The sequence below is a fragment of the Plantibacter flavus genome (assembly GCF_051487245.1).
GTDB classification, from domain to species: Bacteria; Actinomycetota; Actinomycetes; order Actinomycetales; family Microbacteriaceae; genus Plantibacter; species Plantibacter flavus_B.
The window spans coordinates 420,686-440,081 of the sequence record NZ_JAHVDH010000001.1 but is presented as its reverse complement, the minus strand read 5'-3'; the positions used below and the strand labels follow the sequence as shown (position 1 = coordinate 440,081).

Here is a 19,396-nt window from a genome sequence, read left to right as displayed (position 1 = left end):
GCACCACCGTCGACGTCCCGTCCCGCTCACCAGTGGGGCGGGACGTTCCGTTTCAGCTCATCGTCGTTCCCGCCGCCCGTGCGAGGTGGCCGGGCCGTGCCGTTCCAGGCCTCGTCGGTGTCCTCAGCGGCCTTCACCGGCGCCTTCGGGAGCTGGGGCGACGGATCGGTCCCGGCTGCTCCCGGACGCGTGGCGCGTCGAGCACCGCGGGATCGGACGATCCGCGGCTCCTGATCGTCCTGCATGATCAGCGCCGGACGTCAGTGACGCGGCACCTGCACCGGGATGGGTGCGGTGTCGAGATGTTCCGTCGAGACCAACCCGAGGACACCGGCGACGCGCTGCGCGACCGCTTCGGCGTCGGCGAACAGGTCGAAGCTGTGCACTCGGACGTAGTGCCACCCGAGGCGCCGGAGGACGTCGGGACGCAGACGCAGCGACTCGCGGAGGCTCGCATCGCCCAGTTCCTCATCGCATTCGACGACGACGGCCCGGCCGTTCCAGGAGGCCACGAGCGCGAGCTTGCCGCGGTAGCCCATGTCGACACGCATGCCGAGGGTCTCGAGGCGGGTGGCCAGGTCGACGAGCATCGGCTCGGCCTCGTGCGTCGCCTGGTCCTCCGAAGCTCGCCGAGAGGTGTCGGTGAGGATACGTGCGAGCGCGAGGATGCCGTGCTGGACGCGGCCCTGATCGAGGTCTTCCGGGCGCACGCAGGAGACGATCACCATGGATCGGCGTGCACGGGTCATCCCGACGGCGAGCAGTCGGTCGCCGCCCGGCTGTCCGAGGGCACCGAAGTCTGACAGCACCCGGCCGTGCGGGGTGAGTCCGTAGCCGATGGAGAAGATGACGCGGTCACGGCTCTCAGCGACGGACTGCTCGAGCGTCAGGACCGTGAACGGCTCTGCACGCTCGCGCAGCAGGAAGTCGGAGAGGTCGGCCCGACGCGAGAAGGCGGCGAGGACGGCCTGTTGCACGCGCACGGCGTGCTTGTCGCTCGCCGTCACGACCATGAGCGACTCGCGAGGACGGTTGGACGCGTGTTCGAGCACGAGTTCGACGACGCGCTCCACCTCGACGTCGACGCTCTCCACGGCACCCGTGACCGGGTCGGGCATCCCCAGGCCACCAGGGACGTAGTCGAGGCTGAGACTGCCGTGGCCGAGGAACGACCCGGCCCACGGCAGCGAGTCGATCTGTCCACCGTAGAACCGTTCGTTGACGAGCTCGGCGAGGTCTTCTCCACCGGCGCGGTAGGAGCGGGTGAGCATGAGCGTCGGCAGCACGGCGCTCAACTGCTCGAGCGCCGAGTCACGGTGGAGTTCTGCGACATCCGCGGGGTTCTCGGGGGCGGACTCCTGGTCCTCGAGGCGGATCGCGAAGGGCGACGGGCTCTGCGTCACCGGATCACCGAAGGCGACGACCTGGCGGGCACGACGGATGGCGTCGACGTTCTCGGCGAGCAGTGTCGCACCGGCGTCAACCAGGAACACCGCGTCGAACGACGAGCTCTCGGGGATGCGGGGCACCTCGTACGGCGAGACGAGCCAGACCGGCGCGAGGACGCGTGAGAGCGTCGGAGCGACCTGCTCGAGTTCCGCCGCGCGCAGCGGGCGGTCGCGCTTCAGGAGCGTGCGAAGCGCCATGCCCTCCCCTGCGTGGTCGACGAGCCCGATCTTCCAGGTGTCGGCGAGCAGGGAGGCGAGGAGCTGTCCGGAGGCGGAGGCGTGTGCCTCGTCCACGAGCCGGAAGTCTGACTCGAGGCGTTCGACGACGCTCGTGTTGGCACCGAGCAGACCGCGGTCCTCGGTGAGCACGAGTTCGAGCATCGACTGCCACCAGGCGAGCTCGAGCTCGTCGGCGAGGCGGCTCCGCGGGACGTGTCGCTGCGAGAGGTCGATGATGAGTTCACCGAGACCCTGCTCGCGGAGGCCCGCGAGGATGGCGGTGCGCTCCTGCAGGTTGTGGAGCACCTCGGACTCTGCGGCGAGTTCGGAGATCGTCCGCACGAGGCTCGGGATGGCGAGGCGTCCGAGGCGATCCGGCGTGTCTGCGATGCCGAGGGGTTGATCGACGAGTTCGAGTTTCGCGGCGACCGCGGCGTAGGCCTGGTCGACCTCGGCGATGCCGAGCGGCACCTCGGGCGGCGCACCCGTGGTGACATAGCGCTGCCAGAGCGTCCGCTGCTGCTGGATACGACGGAGTGCGGCGTTCATGTCGGGCACGTGCGCGCCAGGACGCAGGTACTCCTTGGCGAGCGCCTTGAGCCGCCGGCGGCTTGCGGACGACATCGCCGCCGAGTCCTTGCGCGCGCTCGTCGCGACGATGAGGTCGGCGAGTGAGCGGTCGAACACGTCCGGCTGGAAACGGTCGAGCGTCTCGCGGATGTCGGCGAGGAGCCGGAGGTAGATGCCCAGCTCGTCGATCGACTCGAACGGGCGCATCTGCGTCTGGCCGACGAGCCCGTAGGCTCGTTCGAGCAGCTGCGGGAGGTCCTTACGGTGCAGGCGCTTCGCGAGCTCGTGGGTCTCCTGTGCGGCTGCCGTCGTGTCGAACGAGGCCCCGTACCAGGGTGAGTCGCTCGGACCGTAGCGGAACTCGCCGAGGGCGGCCGCGCCCTCGAGCGCCTCGGCGGCCCGCGAACGCCCGGCGGCCAGGCCGACGAGTGTCTGGCGATCGAGTCGCACGAGCGTCCCGGGTGGATTGGGCAGCTTCGACAGCTTGGACAGTGCTTCGAGCGCCTCGATGACCGAGACGCGGAGGTCTGGGTCTCTGGCCTGGAGCGAGGTGCGGTAGTCGAGGAGCACGCGCCGGAGACGGACGAGCGCGTCGTCGACTTCGCCGACCTGCGGCGCGATCGCGCGTTCGTTGCGGGTGATCGCTTGGATGAGGTCGCGACGGAGCGTCGCGGGCGAGGCGCACAGGCCGGGCAGACCGACCTTGGTGAGGCGGTGGCGGATGCCTTCGAGCGTCGACCGACGCGGGCTCACGACGAGCACACGCTTGTGCTGCGCGGCGAGGACGCCGATCGCATTGACGATGGTCTGCGTACCGCCGGTTCCGGGCAGCGTCGTGACGACGAGCGAGTTGCCCGCCCCGATCTGCGCGATGACGTTCTCCTGCTCGACGTCGGCGTCGAGCAGCAGCGTGTCCGTCGACGGCGGCCGGTCATCCTGGCCGGGGGCGTCGACCGGCGTGAAGCTACCGCGCACGAGGCCGATCGCGTCCTCGTCACCGGCGACGGCGTCGAGGATCGGGTGGTCGAGCTTCGCGGCGTCGTCGAGCAGCGAGTGCCCGACGGCGGCGAAGGAGGAGACGAGCAGGCGAGGCTGCACCGTGAACCATTCGAGACCTGCGGCGAGCGCACGGAGTCGGTCGATCACGGGCTGCGGCTTGAACACGCCGCCGGATTCGCTGAGGGCGACGAACTCGTCGGCATCGAGCACGATGCCGAACTGCTCGCGGAGCGCCCGGACGAGTTCGGGGTTCGCCGTCGTCGTTCCACGGAGCTTGACCTCGAAGTCGCGGCCGTAGCGGCGGATGGCGAGGGGACGCAGCAGCACGGGCGCGCTGAACTCCTCCCCCTGATGCTTCCACTGGGCGAGACCGACGGCCAGGTGCACCGAGTCGATACCGCGGACGGTCGAGAGTTCGATGCCCTTGGTCGTGATGCGGTCGGCCGCGCGCTTGGCGCCGCGGAGCGCGATCTCGTCTCGGATGAGGTTGGAGAGCAGGGTCGACTTGCCGGAGATGAACTGCGGCAGGCCACCGGGGTGGGTGGAGCTGAGCTCCACGCGGGTGGTCGGTGCATCGACGAAATGCAGCAGCGGCGAGGGTCCACCGACCGTGCCGAGCTGCTCACGCCACCCGTTCAGCGCTGTGTCGACCACGCCTGCCGACGCCGCCACGGGGCCCTCGCGGAGGTTCGCCTCCGCTGCTTCCCGTTCGACTCCGGACGTCACGTCGCCGTCATCCCGTCTCTTCTCTAGCCGCCACACACTTGCACCCTAAGCGCCGAGAGCCCGAAACGCCGGGAAGCGCTTCGGTTTTTCGTCGAGTTCACCCCCGAAATGCGGGGTCAAAGCCCACGAGTGTCGTTTAGGAGACGCCGAGGAGGCCCGAGAGGACCATGACCGCGGTGCCGCGGAGCACGATGTCCGACCCCTGCTCGCTCATGCGGATCTGCACGCCACCGTGGAACTCGGTCATCGTCCGTTCGCGCACGGTGTCGATCGCGGCAGCCAACAGCACGCCGCCGAGGAGCTCCTCCGGCCCGCTGACGACGATCTCGGAGAGGTTCAGTGCGCCGACGATCGCGGCGAGCGAGATGCCGAGCCGCTCGCCCGCTGCCCGGAGGATCTCGTCCTGCCGGAGCACGACCTCCTCGGCGGGGAGTCCTGCCGCGTCGACCGCGTCGAGGAGCTCGCGGAGGTGCGGCACAGCGAGCCAGGCCTCGAGGCAGCCGCGCTTCCCGCACGCGCAGAGCGGCCCGCCGTCCGTCCCGACGACGACGTGTCCGATCTCGCCGGCGGCGAACCGACTTCCGAAGAGCGGGTGCCCGCCGACGAGGAGGCCGGCGCCGACACCGTTGCCGACGCTCACGAGCATGAGGTCGCCGTCGGCTCCGCCGAAACTGTACTCGGCGAGGACCGCGGCATTCGCGTCGTTCGCGACGAGCACGGGCACCTGGGCGACCTGTTCGAGCGCACCCTGCAGGTCGACATCGGTCCAGCCGAGGTTCGGAGCACTCCGGACGGTGCCGGTCATGTCGACGACACCGGGCGACCCGACGCCGATGCCGAGCACCTCGACGGTCGCCTCCTCCAGCAGGCCTGCGGCGAGCGCCACCGCCTTGTCGATCGCCTGCTCCCCGGTCGAGCCGTCGAGGGGGACTTCGCGCAGCGTGACGATGTCGCCGTCCAGGGTGAGGACGGCGCCGCGGAACAGTTCGGTGTCGGAGAGGTCGAGTCCGACGATCTGGAACTCGTCGCGGTTGATGTCGATGAGCGTGGCGGGCTTGCCGGGGCGCGAGGTCTCGCGCAGGCCGATCTCGACGATGAGGTTGTCGGCGATGAGCGAGGCGACGAGGTCGGAGATGCTCACCCGGGTCAGGCCGGTGGCACGGGCGATGTCGGCGCGGCTCATCGCTCCGCTCGCGAACAGCGTCTGGAGGACGAGCGCCCGGTTGTGCCCGCGGGCGTGCTCGGGGAGGACCTTCGCATTGGGGCGGAGGCGTCTCGCCGGCGTGTAGGAGAAGGTGTCGGCCCGATCCGACGCGACCTCGCCACCGCCGCTCCCGAATCCGCCAACACTCATGCGATAAGTAAAGCAGGCTGCGCCTCATCACGCGCACCGGGATGTCACCCGATGGTCACCGACACGTCTCCTCGCGGGCACCTCCTCGCCGAGCGCGGCGCGGAGCATCGTTCCTGTGAGGATCGCAATCGTGACCGAGTCGTTCCTGCCGCAGATGAACGGCGTCACCCACTCCCTGCTCCGCATCATGGAGCACTTCGCGGACCGCGGAGATGAGGTGCTCGTCATCGCTCCGGGCACCGGTGCCTCCACACCGCGACGCCACGAAGGCTTCCGAGTCGACGGCGTGCCGTCCATCCCACTCCCCCGCTACCGCAACGTGCGGGTCGCGGCCGGCGGAGTCGGACGCATCACGGAGCTATTGCGCGGCTTCCGCCCGGACGTCGTCCATCTCGCCTCGCCCTTCGTGCTCGGATGGCGAGGCGTGCAAGCAGCAGAGCGCCTCGGCGTGCCGACGGTCGCGGTGTACCAGACCGACATCCCCGCCTACGCCGGCCGCTACGGCTTCCCGGTCGCGGAGGCGCTGCTCTGGCAGCACGTCGAACGCCTGCACGGTAAGGCGACGATCACGCTCGCCCCGTCGCAGCAGTCGATCGAGCAGTTGGCCTCGCACAGCATCGAGCGGATCCGGCTCTGGGTCCGCGGTGTCGACTCGGTCCGGTTCTCGCCAGAGCGCCGCAGTGCCGCCTGGCGGGCGCGGATCGCCCCGAACGGCGAACGGATCGTCGGCTACGTCGGTCGCTTGGCGGCTGAGAAGCAGGTCGAGGACCTCGCGGTGCTCGGCGGCCTCCCCGGGGTCAAACTCGTGATCGTCGGGGAGGGTCCGCTCCGCCAAGCGCTCGAGCACCGCCTCCCCGACGCCGTCTTCACGGGCTTCCTCGGCGGTGACGAGCTCGCGGTCGCGATGGCCGGGCTCGACGTGTTCGTGCACCCCGGCGAGTCGGAGACCTTCTGTCAGACGATCCAGGAGGCGATGGCTTCGGGCGTGCCCGTGGTCGCCACCGGACGCGGCGGCCCGGTCGACCTCGTCGATTCGAGTCGCACGGGTTGGCTCTACGAACCCGGCCATTTGGAGCAGCTGCGCGGCTTCGTCGTCGACCTCGTCGGCGACGACCTCAAGCGCGAAGCGTTCGGAGCGGCGGCGAGGGCCGGGGTCCTGCCGCGCAGCTGGAAGAGCGTCAGCAGTGCCCTGATCGGCCACTACAGTGACGCGATCGAGCTCCACTCGGGGAGGACTGCCCCACGGTCGGTCTGGGAGCCCCGCGGGACGGCCGCCCGCATCACTCGGTCGGGTAACGGACGCCGATCTGGCGCCTGATCTCGTCGAGGGTCTCCATGATCGCGACGGTCTCGGTGAGCGGCAGGATCTCACCGGACAGACGGCCCTCGGAGACGAGACGCTCGAGTTCCCACGCCTGGTAATGCATGCCGCGCCCCTCGACCTCGGAGCGGTAGGTCTCGACGACCTCGCCCGAGGTGTCGAACACGTGGAACGTGGTCGCGGTGTACCAGACGCGGTCGAACTCGATCCAGCCGTCCGTCCCGACGATCGCGGCGCGGTTCGGGCCGACGGTGTTGCTTGCCGAGAGCGTGTTCGCGACCTGCCCGTCCGCATAGGTGAAGAGCGTCGCGACCTGCATGTCGGCTCCCGTCTCGCGGAGGGCTGCGGTCGCTTGGATGGTCGTCGGCGTGCCGAACAGCGCTGAGGCGAACGAGATCGGGTAGATCCCGAGGTCGAGCAGCGCACCGCCGCCGAGTTCGAGCGCGTTCATCCGGTGCGCCGGGTCGTCGGAGAGGAGTTGCGTGTGGTCGGCGACGAGACTGCGAGGCTGTCCGATGATGCCGGCCGCGAGCAGTTCGCGCAGGCGCACCATGTGCGGCAGGAAACGCGTCCACATCGCCTCGAGCACGACCAGCCCACGCTGTGCTGCGAGGGCGACGACCGCCTGGGCCTCGGCTGCGTTCAGGGTGAAGGGCTTCTCGATGAGCACGTGCTTGCCGGCGTCGAGGGCGAGGACGGCCTGCTCGGCGTGGAACGGATGCGGCGTCGCGATGTACACGACGTCGACCTCAGGGTCGGCCACGAGCGCCTCGTAGCCGACGTGCACGTTCGGGACGTCGAACTCAGCGGCGAAGGCGGCCGCGGTCTCGGCCGATCGCGATGCGACCGCTCGGACGTCGAAGCCGTGGAGACGGAGGTCGGCCGTGAAGGACTTGGCGACCCCGGCAGGCCCGAGGATGCCCCAGCGCAGGCCTGTCGACGTTCCGCTCTCCGGTGTGGTGGTGCCCGGCTGGGTGATGGACTGGTCCGTCATGGCTCTCCTTCGATGCGCGTCCGAGTCAGCCTACTTGAGGCATGCGCGCGCCTTTCGATTCGGGGCTAGCCCTGCTTGGCGCGGCGATACGGGGTCGTAGACTGATATTTCGACCGAGTTCTGTCGGTCCGGCCTCGAGCCTGTTCCATCCTTGGGGGGATGCACCGTGAAGCGACCTGATCCGTGGGCACGCCGTCGCGCCCGCCTCGCTCTGGCCGGAGCCGGATTGGCCACCACAGGCCTCCTGCTCCTCACCGGCTGCGTCGGCACCCCGGCCCCACCGCCGGTCACCGTCGTGGTCACCCAGCAGCCGGATCCGTCGCCCTCGGTCGCCCCGGTACCGACGCAGACGCCTCGAGACGCACTGCCGCCCGAGCCCGCCCCCATCGAGCCGAATGCACCTGCTCAGCCCGCGGAGCCCCTGCCCGAGGGCCCGGCGTTCGATCTCGGCCCCCGGGACGGCGCTCTCGGCTCGGTCGTCACCGACGGCGACGGGAATCCGCTCACCTACACGGTCGTCGCCGGTGACGTGTTCTTCGACATCGCCCAACGGTTCGACCTCCCGCAGCAGCAGCTGCTGCGGATGAACCCGTCGATCCCCGGCTTCGGACTCGACATCTACATCGGCGACATCGTGAACCTCGACTGGACGACGACGCGCTGAATCAGCCGAACGGGATGGTGCCGACGAGCACACCGACCACGAGCATCACGACGGAGACGACCGCCGCACGCCACAGCACCTTCTTGTGGTGGTCACCGAGGTTCACGCTCGCGAGGGACACCAGGAGCAGGATCGCCGGCACCAGCGGGCTCTGCAGATGCACCGGCTGACCCGTGATCGAGGCCCGCGCCATCTCGACCGGCTCGATACCGAAGGCCGAGGCGCTCTCGGCGAGCACGGGCAGGATCCCGAAGTAGAACGCGTCGTTGCTCATGAAGAAGGTCATGGGGATGCTCAGCACACCCGTGATCACGGCGAGGAACGGTCCGAGCTCGTTCGGGATGATGTCGACGATCCAGTCCGCCATCGCCGTGACCATCCCGGTTCCGTTCAGCACCCCGATGAGCACGCCTGCAGCGAGCACCATCGACACCACGCCCACGATGCTCGGTGCGTGCGCGACGATCTCCTTCGACTGCTGCGACAGCTTGGGGAAGTTCACGAGGAGTGCAACCGCGGTGCCGGCCATGAACACGAACGGGAGGGGCACGAGGTCGATCACGAGGAGCACCATGACGGCGACCGTGAGGACGAGGTTCACCCAGATGAGGCGGGGGCGCAGGGTCTCGCGCTGCGGATCGAGCATCGTGTCGGCCATGGCGGTGTCGTCGGGGCGCACGAGGGTCGCGAGGCGCCCACTCGATGGCGTCGAGAACGTCGTCGACATGCCTCCCGTGAGCGGGTGGTCGGTCGGCCCGGTCCCGGAGGCTGGCGCGGCGATCCCGACGGCGCTGTCGCCCAGGAGGTCGACGCCCGCGAGACGCTTCCGTTCGGCGAGGCCGAGCATCCAGGCGAAGGCGAACACGACGACGAGGCCGGCAGCGAGCGACGGCAGCATGGGCACGAAGATCTCGGTCGGCGAGACACCGAGCGCGGAGGCGGCACGGACCGTCGGCCCGCCCCAGGGCACGATGTTCAGGGTGCCGTTCGCCAGGCCCGCGACACAGGTGAGGACCACGGGATTCATGCCGAGGCGCAGGTAGATCGGCAGCATCGCCGCCGTCGTCACGATGAAGGTCGTCGACCCGTCCCCGTCGAGTGAGACGGCGCCCGCCAACAGGGCCGTCCCGAGGACGATCTTGGCCGGATCGTTGCCGAGCGCCCGCACGATGAACCGGACGAGCGGGTCGAAGAGTCCGACGTCGATCATGATCCCGAAGTACATGATGGCGAACATCAGCAGCGCAGCGGTCGGAGCGAGCCCGCCGATCGCCTCGATGACCATGTCGCCGAGGCCGAGTCCCGCACCGGCGAACAGTCCGAAGACGGTGGGCACGATGATGAGCGCCACCATGGGCGTCAGGCGTTTCGTCATGATCAGCACCATGAACGTCAGGATCATCGCGAACCCGAGAATGACCAGCATGTCGACTCCTTCGTCTGCGTGCACCGCGGTGTGCACTGCCGTCCGCCTGTCGAGGCGTTCACGGCACGCTACGAGACCTCCTCCCCGATCGCTCGCTTGTCGACGTTCGGCTCGGATCTGCGTGTTGCCGCATGTTCTGCGCATTCTGCTCATCAGGGGTCGGGTCGAGCCCGATGACCCCTGGACGTAGCATCGAGGCATGACCGGCGACGAAGCGGACCAGGCGGAACGGCGACGGGGCCGGCGTTCGAGTTTCGCCGCCCAGGTGCTCGTCCTCCAGCTCATCGTCGTGACGGCCGTGGTCCTCGTCTGCGCCGGCGCCTACGCCTGGTTGAGCAGCGAACGTCTGGTCCACGAAGCGCAGTCGACCGCCCTCGCCATCGCCCAGAGCGTGGCGAGCGACCCCGACATCCGCGCCGAGGTCACGCTCGAGGCGCGCACCGCGGGAGTTCCCAAGCCGGCCGGCCTGCAGGACGGGCCGGTGCAGGCACTCGCCGCCGCGGTGCAGACGCGGACGGGTGCCCTCTTCGTGGTCGTGACGGACGAGCGAGGCATCCGACTCGCGCACCCCGATCCGGACCAGCTCGGCCGCCAGGTCAGCACGAGCCCCGACGCAGCCCTGCGCGGCGAGGAGACCGTGTCCTGGGAGACCGGGACGCTCGGCCCGTCCGCCCGGGCGAAGGTGCCCGTCTACGCGAGCGGTGCGGGCGAAGCCGGCGAGGTCGTCGGAGAGGTCAGCGTCGGGTTCGCACCGCAGCGGGTCTTCGCCGACGTCCTGCGCGAGATCGTCCCGGTCGGAGGCGCAGCGCTGCTCGCGATGACGATCGGCCTCGTCGCATCCATGCTCATCCGCCGCCGGCTCCGCCGCCTCACGCTGGGCCTCGGACCGGAGGACCTCGCGGCCCTCGTCCAGAACCAGGCCGCAGTGCTCGGTGGCGTCGGCGAGGGCGTGCTCGGGATCTCGCCCGCCGGCATCGTCACCGTGTGCACCGAGCAGGCTTCCACGCTCCTCGGCGTCGGTCCGATCATCGGCCGACGGTTCGTCGACCTCGGTCTCCCGCAACCGCTCCTGCAGCTCGTGGACAGCGTCGAGGACAGTCCCCCGCCCGCCCAGCTCGTCGTCGGTTCACGCGTGCTCTTCATCGACGTGCGCACGGTGTTCCAAGACGGCGTCGACCTCGGGCGGGTCGTCCTCGTGCGCGACCGGACCGACGTCGAGGGCCTGACCCGCAGACTCGACGCCGTCGCGACGATGACGACCGCCCTGCGTGCCCAACGCCACGAGTTCGCGAACCGCCTGCACGCGATCTCCGGACTGCTCGAGATCGGCCAGGACGCGGAGGCCCGCAGCTACCTCGCCGGTGTCCTCGACCACGGGCCGTTGAAGTACCCGGTCGAGCACGCGGACCGCCTCACTGAGCCCTACCTGCAGGCGTTCATCGGGGCGAAGGGCGTCGAGGCCGCAGAACGCGGAGTGCTCCTGACGATCGGATCGGAGACCCTGGTCACCGGCACGCTGTGCGATCCTGAGGACGTGACGACCGTGCTGGGCAACCTCCTCGACAACGCCGTCACCGCTGCCGTCGCGGGGTCGGCGCGTCCCGCCTGGGTCGAGGTCGAGGTGCTCGACCACGGCACGGAACTGCACTGCTCGGTCATGGACTCGGGTGACGGGATCCAGACGAGCTCCGCCCCGGGTGAAGCCCCGTCGTCTCCGGGTGACGACGACGTCCACGGACACGGCTTCGGCCTGCCGCTGTCACGCGACATCGCCCGTCGCCGCGGCGGCGACGTCTGGCTCGCGTCGCCCGGCGTCCCCGGAGAGCACGGCGCGGTCTTCTGCGCGCGCCTTCCCGGGACGGTCGACGCGGTCGAGCACACCACCGAGGAAACCCGTCGATGATCCCTGAACTCCCGGTCCTCGTCGTCGACGACGACTTCCACGTCGCGCGGTTGCACTGTCGGATCGTCGACCACCTGGACGGTTTCCGTGCACTCCCTCCGGTGGGGAGCGCGGCGGAAGCGATGCGAGCCGTCGCGACCGGCAGGCCGGAGCTGATCCTGTTGGACGGGTACCTGCCCGACCGGAACGGGCTCGAGCTACTCACCGAACTCACCGTCGACACGATCGTGATCTCCGCCGCGTCCGACGCCGCCTCGGTCCGCCGGGCACTCCGCGCCGGAGCCCTCGGCTATCTCGTGAAGCCGTTCGCGCCGCAGCTGCTGCACGATCGACTCACCGCGTACGCGCGTTTCCGCAACGTCCTGGCCGATGACGCGACGGTCGATCAGGAGTCGATCGAGCGGGCGCTGCGCATCCTCCACTCCGGCGACGCGACGGCGAGCACCCGCTCCCGGTCCGCGACCGAGTCGGCCGTCCTCGAAGCCGTCGCCGAGGCGGGTGGCGAGCACTCCGCGGCCGACATCGCGGCGGTCGTCGGCGTGTCCCGGGCGACCGCGCAACGCTATCTCGCGGCACTGGCCGGACGCGGTCTCGTCACGACGCAGCTGCGATACGGCACGACGGGCCGACCGGAACATCGGTACTCCGTCAGGCGCGGATCGTGAGGATCACGACGGGCCGCCGTCGGCTGGGCGATCCCCCCACGACATCGCCCAGCCCGGCACGTGAACCAACCCTTCGCCGACGGAACGCGGGATGCCCCCGCACGCCGCGATCCGTCCGTCGTGACACGACGATCAGCAAAGTGAGTTAATCACCCGATTGAGTTTAGGCCGGACTCAGCAGAGCTGCGTCAGGGTTATCCCCTATTGTGCGCCGTCGTGCTGCAGCGGACCGAAGGCCTCGTCGATGACGGCAAGCACTTCCGACTGTCGATCGGCGACGATGACGGCCGCCACGGCGATCCGCCACATCGCATCGATCGCACTCAACAGGTCGCTGCGACCGCTCAGGAGACTCGAGAGCAGCTGGGTGCCGGTGAAGAATGCGACGAAGGATCGTGCGAGCACCTCCGACGCCAGCTGCGACTGCAGTTCACCGAGCTCCATGGACTCCTGCACGCGTGCTTGGACGTTCGCGATCCACTGCTCGTGGAATCCGGTGGTCTGCGCTTGGATGACGCCCTGCTCGAGCGACAGACGGACACCTGCGCGGGCGATCGGGTCGGTGAGCATCAGGTCAGCGACGGCGCGTGAGGCCTGGACGAGCCCACCGAACGGCGATGGAGCCGTCGTCGGAGCCGTCAGTGCGGCGATCGATCGGGTGCTCTGCTCGTTGATCACGGCGAGAGCGAGTTCTTCCTTCGATGGGAAGTAGAAGTAGAGCGACCCCTGGGTCGTGCCCGCCTCTCGGGCGATGTCGGACAGGCTGGCCTGTCCGTAGCCGACGCGGTCGAACATGCGCGCGGCACCCTCGACGACGGTCTGGCGTCGTTCATGACCTCGTTGCTGCTGCGGTCGTCGTTCGGGCATGTACGTTTCCTGCTTCTTGTCATCCCCCGATTCAGGGATAAGCGTACCCACTCGAACCTGAGAACACTGTGTCGAAAACGTGCTTTTCCGTGAACAAGTCGACCGACTTGGAGGCGCACAACATCCCGGTCGGCTCGGAAAAGCCCGGCGTTGCCCGCACGGGTCATCGCCAGGACCACGGACGGTCGAGCGCGTGCGGCACCGTGGTCGCCGCGTCACCGCGAGCGGCGTTGAGCTGCGGCTGGGTGAGGAACAACGCGCCGTCGAGCCTGGCCCCCTCAAGCCTCGTGTCGCGCAGGTCCGCGCCGAGCAGGGACGCCCCACGGAGATCGGACCCGCGGAGGTCGGCGGCGATGAGCGACGCGCCTCGGAGCGCAGCGCCGCGGAGATCCCGATTCCGGAACCTGACGCCTCCGAGCTGCGCACGGGGCACCAGTCGCGCATCGAGCGGACCGGCCGCGTCCGGACGGATCCGCGCAGCAACCACCGCCGCGACCGCGTCGAACACCGGCGATGCCTCGCGCCTCGCGTGGTCGACGTCCTCCTCGACGATGCACTCAGGACGACCCGCGAGGACCGCGTCGATCGTCGCCTGCTGTCGGGCGATCCGGTCGCGTGATTCCTCGCCGACCGCATGCTCCGCGGCCTCCGTGAGGAGCCAGAGCACCTCATGCAATGCCTGGACCAGCGGGAACACGGCGAACATGGCCGTGCCGACCTCAGGGACGTCACGCCAGTTCGCACCGCCGGACATCTGCTGCGACACCGCCTGTCCAGCTCCGAAGCAGTCGTACACGGTGCAGCCGCGGTAGCCGGTGTCGCGGAGACGTTCATGGATGCCGCAGCGGAAATCGTCCTGCAGATTGCCGCACGGCGTGCCGGCGGACTTCGACGCGGCGAAGTCCGCCGAACGGGTGAACGAGAGCGCGACGCAGCACAGGCCGAAGCACGTCGAACAGTCCGCGCGCAGGTGGGCGCGGGGGTCGTCGGCCGAACGGCCGAGGGTCAGGGGGACAGCGGTCATGGTGGGATCTCCGTCGGGAAGAGGGCGTCGTGGGCTGGGGCGACGGGACTCCTGATCGGGAGCCCCGTTTCCAGGCGCACAGGACAGCCATCCCGGGACGGCGCGGTGAGCGGCGACGGATGGTGCTGATTAAGCGGAAACCATGAATGACACTGCGTCCAGGATACCGCTCGAGCCGCTACTCGCGGCGGGTGACGAGGGCGAAGCGTTCGCGGAGCTCCGGAGCGTCCGCGAGGGGCCGCCAGGAGAGTCCGTCGTCCTCACGCATCGCGGCCACGGGGCGCAGGGCGATCAACCGTTCGCCGAAGCGGAGCGCGTCGAGGAAGAGCGTGTCGTTCCCGGCATCGATCGTGAGCGAACGCGGGTACCAGCCGCGCGCAGCGAGGGCCGAGGCGAGCCACGCGGAGTACTCCGGGTCCTTGCCGGGTTCCGGTCGCAGGAGCTCCTGATCGACGAGGTCGGACCATTCGATCGAGTCTTTGGCGGACAGCGGGTGCTCAGCGCGCATGACGACACCGAGCGGCAGGGCGGCGACCTCCTCGGCGGAGAGCTCGTCGGGCAGGTCGATCGGCAGCCGGACGATGGTCGCGTCGAGGCGGCCCGTGGTGACGAGGTGGAGCTGTTCGACGGATTCGACGGCGACGGCGACGGCGGGGACGTCGATCCGGCGCCCGACCTCGGACACCACGGCATCCCAGGTCGTCGAGGGACGGCCGACGCGGATGTGCCTGGCGGGCGCCTTCGGATCCATGTCGGCGACGACGTCGATGAAGGTGCGCACCTTCAGGAGGAACCGCTGCCCGTCGCGCGTCGGACGGTACTCCTCGCCGAGCACGCTGAAGATCTCGACACCGATCGCCGCTTCGAGCCGACGCAGTTGCTGGGCAAGGCTCGGCTGCGCCACACCGAGCAGGTTGGCTGCAGCGCTGAGCGTCCGCGCATCCGCGACGACGACGGCCGAGCGCAGTTGACGAAGGGTGATGGCGTCGCGTTCGAGCTGGCGGTGGAGGTCGTGCGTCATGCTTCGAGCCTACGGCGTGACCTCCACCTCCTCCGCTCCACCGGGCCGGGTCAGCACGAACCTGCCCCGGAGCACACCATCTGCACCGAGCTCCGGCTCGCCGTCCACCTCCAGGAGACCGGCGGGATCGCACGTCGAGCCGCCGAGGAGCGCCCGCCACCACAGCAGTCGTTCCACCGGACTCGGCGAGCCGAGGTGGTCGGTGCAGGACACCTCGATCGCCGGAGCCGGTCCGGACGATTCGACAGGCACACGGTGCACCTCCAGCGAGAACGCCACGTGCGTGCCGAACTGCGTGGCTGCCCGGAACGGCCCGAGCACCCCCGCAGGCACAGCCGAATCGTCGGCGTCCTGCATCACCCCTCTCTCGATGCGACGTCGCTCCGCGCGCGATCGCGGAGCAATGACATCGCCGCCGAACAGCGCCTCTCGGAGCGCACGCAACGCGACCGCATGTCGCGACCGCAGAACGCGGACGACGGCCTCAGCGAGCGGACCGTCGGGGTCGCCGGCGATCCGGTCGGACAGCTCCGCGGCCGCCCGGCCGAGCGCGGTCAGGATGGTTCGCCCGAGGAGTTCCTGCCGTTCGGAGGTGAGCTCGGGGTACTCATCCCCGGCCTCCACGGTCAGTGCGACGAGGCCCTGGTCGTAGCGGCGAGCGAGGAGCCCGTCGATGTCGCCGGGCTCGTCGACGGTCGCCGGTTCGAGCGCGAACACCGCCTCGGCGTCGAGGCCGACTCCGGACGCGATCCGACCGAGGGCGCCCCAACTGGGATACAACTGACCGGCTGCCCACAGCTCGAAGACGTGGGCGGGGAAGCCGGCCCAGGCCGCAGCCGCACTCCGATCGCATCGCGAGAGCAGGGCACGCACCATGACCGGCGTGAGCCCTCCGCGCTGCCAGCGCTCATGCGCCTCGGTTCGGGAGGTCTCCGTCGGAGTGATCGTCATACACAAATACTACATATCGACCGGAGTGGTCTGGGCGCGCAGGTCACTCAGCTCCGGTACACTCGTCGAGTCAGCCTCTGTAGCTCAATGGAAGAGCAGTTCCGTCCTAAGGAAAGGGTTGGGGGTTCGAGTCCCTCCAGGGGCACCGTCCAGTCCGTCAGGCCATCCGCTCGATGACCCCGTTCCGGCACCGCGCAACGCACGCGTCAGGCGGCTGGCGCCAGGTATTGCTCCCAGTCGGGCTCCGAGCGCTCCACGCCACGCACCATCCAGTGCGAGCCGTGCGGCATGCCCGGAAGCACCCCGAGGTCCCAGTTCATCTCGGCTGGCGTGCGGTCACCCTTCACGTTGTTGCACCGCAGGCAGCAGGCGACGAGATTCTCCCAGCTGTCCGCTCCCCCGCGGGAACGCGGCAGGACGTGATCGATCGTCGTCGCTGCCTTGTTGCAGTAGGCGCAGCGGTGGCCGTCACGGCGCAGCACACCGCGACGTGTGACCGGGACGCGTCTGCCATGAGGGATCCGAACGTATCTGGTGAGGATGATGACCGACGGCCGATCGAACGATCCGCTCGTCGCGAAGACGGGATGCGAGGAGTCGATCTCCACGACGGTCGCCTTCTGATTCATGACGAGCAGCAAGGCCCGCTTGAACGAGACGATCGCGAGCGGCTCGTAACCCGCGTTCAACACCAGTGTGCGCATGCACGTTCCCTTCCGAAGGGCCACGACGGCTGCCGCGACCGGTCGACGATCACCACCTGCAGAACCACTGCACCTCGGGAGCGGGTCGTTTCCGGGCAACAAAAAAGGGCGCTGTCATCATGACAGCACCCTTCATGCGCACGGCGGGGCCGCGGCACGCTTGGCTGGAATGCCGCAACACATAGAGGCCGCGACCATTCGCGACCGTGTTGCGACCTATAGCGTGCATCAGCTCCTGAACCTCTCCGAGTTGCAGAGCACCAGATTAACCCACGACGGCCGGATTTCCGCACCTTGCCGGAGATTTCCTGCTCGCGTCACCCGGCGGACACATCCGCGACACCCCGGACGAACGCATCGCGCCCCTCCGACAGAGGGACGCGATGCGTGAAGCGGCGATGGTCGATCTAGCCGACGCCCGGCGGGTACAGGTAGAGCGCGACGGCGCTGGCAGCGATCGTGCGGGTGTTGTAGCTGTGGCGCGCCGATCCCCAGTTGTACTCCTCGAGCGTGACCGTGCCGTCGCCGTTGACCGACTGCACGTACGCGACGTGGTTGTAGTTGAACCAGGCGACCGAGCCGGCGATGGCGTTCGTGCCCTTGCCGTACTGCCACGAGTCGGCCCAACCGTACGCGCTGCTCGGCGGAAGTCCGTTGCCCCAGGTGAACGCCCAGCCACCGCTCGGCGTACCGGCGTCGCGGTTCAGTCGCCAGGCGACGAAGTCGACGCACTCGCGGTAGTAGTAGCGCAGCGGCGACAGTCCGCCGCCCTCGTCATCCGTGGCCTGATCGAACCAGGGGTAGTCGTCTCCGGCCTGACGGGCAGCACCGACCGTGACCGAGTAGGTCGCCTCGCTCGCCGCAGCAGCCGCGTCGAGTTGACGCTGGCGCTCGGCGAGTTCGTCCGGCGTGGTGGCCGTGTACAGGTCACGGCTGATGGTGGTCGCGGCGACATCGTCCGAGACGACCACGCTCTGCGCACCGGATGCCTTCAGCTGCTCGGCGGCGGAGGTCTCGTAGTCGGCTGGCGCGTTCGTGCTCGCCGCGTAGGCGGGCAGGGCGACCGTCGCGAGCAGTGCCGGGACGAGGATCGCCATGGTGGCGACGCCGCGGACCGAACCGGGACGGGCACCAGTCTTCTTGGGCTTGCGGACCGCGACGGCGGACGACGGCGTCGGCTTCACGGGAGGCTTGTTGCGTGCGACGCGCTCGGCGCCGGTGCGCAGCGGAGCGACACGGCTGATCGAGGCGTCCGCAGCGGTGCGGACGGTGAAGGAGCTCGGCGCGCTCAGTTCCGGAGCAGCAGGCTTGGTGAGCGGACGCTCATCGACGATCGAGTCCTCGACCACGGCGTCGTCGAGGACGATCTCCGGGTGCTCGACGATCGCGGAGTCCGGCGACTCGACGGTTCCCTCGGCATCGCCCGCCGCAGCAGCCTGCTCCTGGAGTCGGAGCTGCTTGCGGGTGAGCGGAATCTCGCTCGGGTTCGTGCCGGCTCCGTCGGGGCCGTTCGCGCCAGCTGCAGTCAAGTGGATTCCTCCGGCACCCCGCGTGCCCGGTGCCCCTCGCATCTCGGCGATCGGCACAGCGCAGCCCCATCCGACGTTTGGGTGTCGGTTCGTGTGGCCGAGGGACGGGCTAGGGGGTGCCTCGGTCGTCATCCACAGGCCAGGTCCTGGCCTCGCGGACGTGTGACAGCCTACGGGTTACCCCTGAGAAAGTCACGTTTCGATCACGGGATTCGGCCCACGTGGGCCGAATCCTCATGCTCGTCTCATCCTCAGGCGTTTGGAGTCGCCACGAAGATGTGCGTCGCCAGTTCGTTCGGCAGCTCGAGCCCGCCCTCGACACCGTCGATGCTGACGAGGACGTACCCGCCAGCTGCGGAGAACGAGCCGGTACGGCCCGGCATGACGCCGGCCTGCTTCAGCTGGAGCAGCAGCTCGGGGTCGACCTGCGCGGGCTCGCCGAGACGACGGATCGTCGCCGTGACGGGCTCCGTGCGACCCTCGACCAGTCCGGAGATGTTGACCACGCCCTGCGAGAAGGCCGCGGCAGGGCTGTCGCCGAATTCATCGAGCCCCGGGATCGGCGTGCCATAGGGCGACTCGGTCGGGTGGTTGAGCATGTCGAGCAGCTTGCGCTCGACCTGCTCGCTCATGACGTGCTCCCAGCGGCAGGCCTCCTCGTGGACGAACTCCCACTCGAGCCCGATCACGTCGCTGAGCAGGCGCTCGGCCAGCCGGTGCTTGCGCATGACGTGCACCGCCTTGCGCCGACCGGACTCGGTCAGTTCGAGGTGACGGTCTCCGGAGACCACGACGAGGCCGTCGCGCTCCATGCGTCCGACAGTCTGCGAGACCGTCGGACCCGAATGCCCGAGCCGCTCGGAGATCCGCGCACGCAGCGGGACGATGTTCTCCTCTTCCAGCTCGAGAATGGTGCGAAGATACATCTCCGTGGTGTCAATCAAATCGGTCATCGACGCCCTCCCTGCCCGATTGCACGTTCCCGGTAAGCCTAGTGCGCGCCGGCGACGT

Annotated in this window: 16 protein-coding genes and 1 tRNA gene; 5 read left to right on the top strand and 12 right to left on the bottom strand. The window is 69.2% G+C overall.

Features of this window, described 5'->3' with window-relative positions; all coding sequences use genetic code 11:
• Window positions 1-26 precede the first annotated feature (26 nt).
• From KXS11_RS02030 to KXS11_RS02020, 3 genes are all read right to left on the bottom strand, one after another.
• Window positions 27-245 (bottom strand): hypothetical protein, encoded by a 219-nt coding sequence (locus KXS11_RS02030; protein WP_437383777.1) that lies wholly within the window; start codon window positions 243-245, stop codon window positions 27-29.
• Between the two features lie 15 nt (window positions 246-260).
• Complete coding sequence (locus KXS11_RS02025; protein WP_437383776.1) at window positions 261-3,962, bottom strand: AAA family ATPase; 3,702 nt, start codon at window positions 3,960-3,962, stop codon at window positions 261-263.
• Window positions 3,963-4,098: 136 nt separating this feature from the next.
• On the bottom strand, window positions 4,099-5,316 hold the full coding sequence (locus KXS11_RS02020; RefSeq protein ID WP_437383775.1) for an ROK family transcriptional regulator: 1,218 nt from the start codon (window positions 5,314-5,316) through the stop codon (window positions 4,099-4,101).
• Window positions 5,317-5,431: 115 nt separating this feature from the next.
• On the opposite strand from KXS11_RS02020, the gene KXS11_RS02015 reads away from it, so the two are divergent.
• Window positions 5,432-6,634, top strand: a complete 1,203-nt coding sequence (locus KXS11_RS02015; RefSeq protein ID WP_437383774.1) for a glycosyltransferase family 4 protein — start codon at window positions 5,432-5,434, stop codon at window positions 6,632-6,634.
• Here the strand turns inward: KXS11_RS02015 and KXS11_RS02010 are convergent.
• A complete protein-coding gene (locus KXS11_RS02010; RefSeq protein WP_437383773.1) occupies window positions 6,597-7,631 on the bottom strand; it encodes a Gfo/Idh/MocA family protein in 1,035 nt (344 codons plus the stop codon). The genes KXS11_RS02015 and KXS11_RS02010 overlap by 38 nt on opposite strands.
• Window positions 7,632-7,797: 166 nt before the next feature.
• Here KXS11_RS02010 and KXS11_RS02005 point away from each other — a divergent pair, with 166 nt between their 5' ends.
• Window positions 7,798-8,295, top strand: a complete 498-nt coding sequence (locus KXS11_RS02005) for a LysM peptidoglycan-binding domain-containing protein (RefSeq protein WP_437383772.1) — start codon at window positions 7,798-7,800, stop codon at window positions 8,293-8,295.
• A 1-nt stretch (window position 8,296) separates the two neighbouring features.
• On the opposite strand, the gene KXS11_RS02000 is transcribed toward KXS11_RS02005, so the two are convergent.
• Window positions 8,297-9,721: a CitMHS family transporter gene (locus tag KXS11_RS02000; RefSeq protein ID WP_437383771.1), complete on the bottom strand. Its 1,425-nt coding sequence runs from the start codon at window positions 9,719-9,721 to the stop codon at window positions 8,297-8,299.
• Between the two features lie 199 nt (window positions 9,722-9,920).
• Between KXS11_RS02000 and KXS11_RS01995 the strand changes: the two genes are divergently transcribed.
• Window positions 9,921-11,624: an ATP-binding protein gene (locus KXS11_RS01995; protein ID WP_437383770.1), complete on the top strand. Its 1,704-nt coding sequence runs from the start codon at window positions 9,921-9,923 to the stop codon at window positions 11,622-11,624.
• The gene (locus tag KXS11_RS01990; protein WP_437383769.1) at window positions 11,621-12,289 is read left to right on the top strand and encodes a response regulator; all 669 of its coding nucleotides are present in this window, start codon (window positions 11,621-11,623) and stop codon (window positions 12,287-12,289) included. The genes KXS11_RS01995 and KXS11_RS01990 overlap by 4 nt, the downstream gene beginning before the upstream one ends.
• 201 nt (window positions 12,290-12,490) lie before the next feature.
• Here KXS11_RS01990 and KXS11_RS01985 read toward each other — a convergent pair whose 3' ends face one another.
• From KXS11_RS01985 to KXS11_RS01970, 4 genes are all read right to left on the bottom strand, one after another.
• Window positions 12,491-13,156 (bottom strand): ScbR family autoregulator-binding transcription factor, encoded by a 666-nt coding sequence (locus KXS11_RS01985; protein ID WP_437383768.1) that lies wholly within the window; start codon window positions 13,154-13,156, stop codon window positions 12,491-12,493.
• A gap of 163 nt (window positions 13,157-13,319) precedes the next feature.
• Complete coding sequence (locus KXS11_RS01980; RefSeq protein ID WP_437383767.1) at window positions 13,320-14,180, bottom strand: pentapeptide repeat-containing protein; 861 nt, start codon at window positions 14,178-14,180, stop codon at window positions 13,320-13,322.
• Window positions 14,181-14,358: 178 nt separating this feature from the next.
• On the bottom strand, window positions 14,359-15,201 hold the full coding sequence (locus KXS11_RS01975; protein ID WP_437383766.1) for a LysR family transcriptional regulator: 843 nt from the start codon (window positions 15,199-15,201) through the stop codon (window positions 14,359-14,361).
• Between the two features lie 9 nt (window positions 15,202-15,210).
• On the bottom strand, window positions 15,211-16,152 hold the full coding sequence (locus KXS11_RS01970) for a hypothetical protein (protein WP_437383765.1): 942 nt from the start codon (window positions 16,150-16,152) through the stop codon (window positions 15,211-15,213).
• A 73-nt stretch (window positions 16,153-16,225) separates the two neighbouring features.
• Here KXS11_RS01970 and KXS11_RS01965 point away from each other — a divergent pair.
• Window positions 16,226-16,297, top strand: a tRNA-Arg gene (locus tag KXS11_RS01965).
• Between the two features lie 61 nt (window positions 16,298-16,358).
• Here the strand turns inward: KXS11_RS01965 and KXS11_RS01960 are convergent.
• The 3 genes from KXS11_RS01960 to KXS11_RS01950 form a co-directional block, all read right to left on the bottom strand.
• On the bottom strand, window positions 16,359-16,856 hold the full coding sequence (locus tag KXS11_RS01960; protein WP_437383764.1) for an HNH endonuclease: 498 nt from the start codon (window positions 16,854-16,856) through the stop codon (window positions 16,359-16,361).
• 407 nt (window positions 16,857-17,263) lie between these two features.
• A complete protein-coding gene (locus KXS11_RS01955) occupies window positions 17,264-18,385 on the bottom strand; it encodes a CHAP domain-containing protein (RefSeq protein WP_437383763.1) in 1,122 nt (373 codons plus the stop codon).
• A gap of 251 nt (window positions 18,386-18,636) precedes the next feature.
• Window positions 18,637-19,338, bottom strand: coding sequence for an iron dependent repressor, metal binding and dimerization domain protein (locus tag KXS11_RS01950; RefSeq protein WP_437383762.1), 702 nt, complete (start codon window positions 19,336-19,338; stop codon window positions 18,637-18,639).
• Window positions 19,339-19,396: the final 58 nt, after the last annotated feature.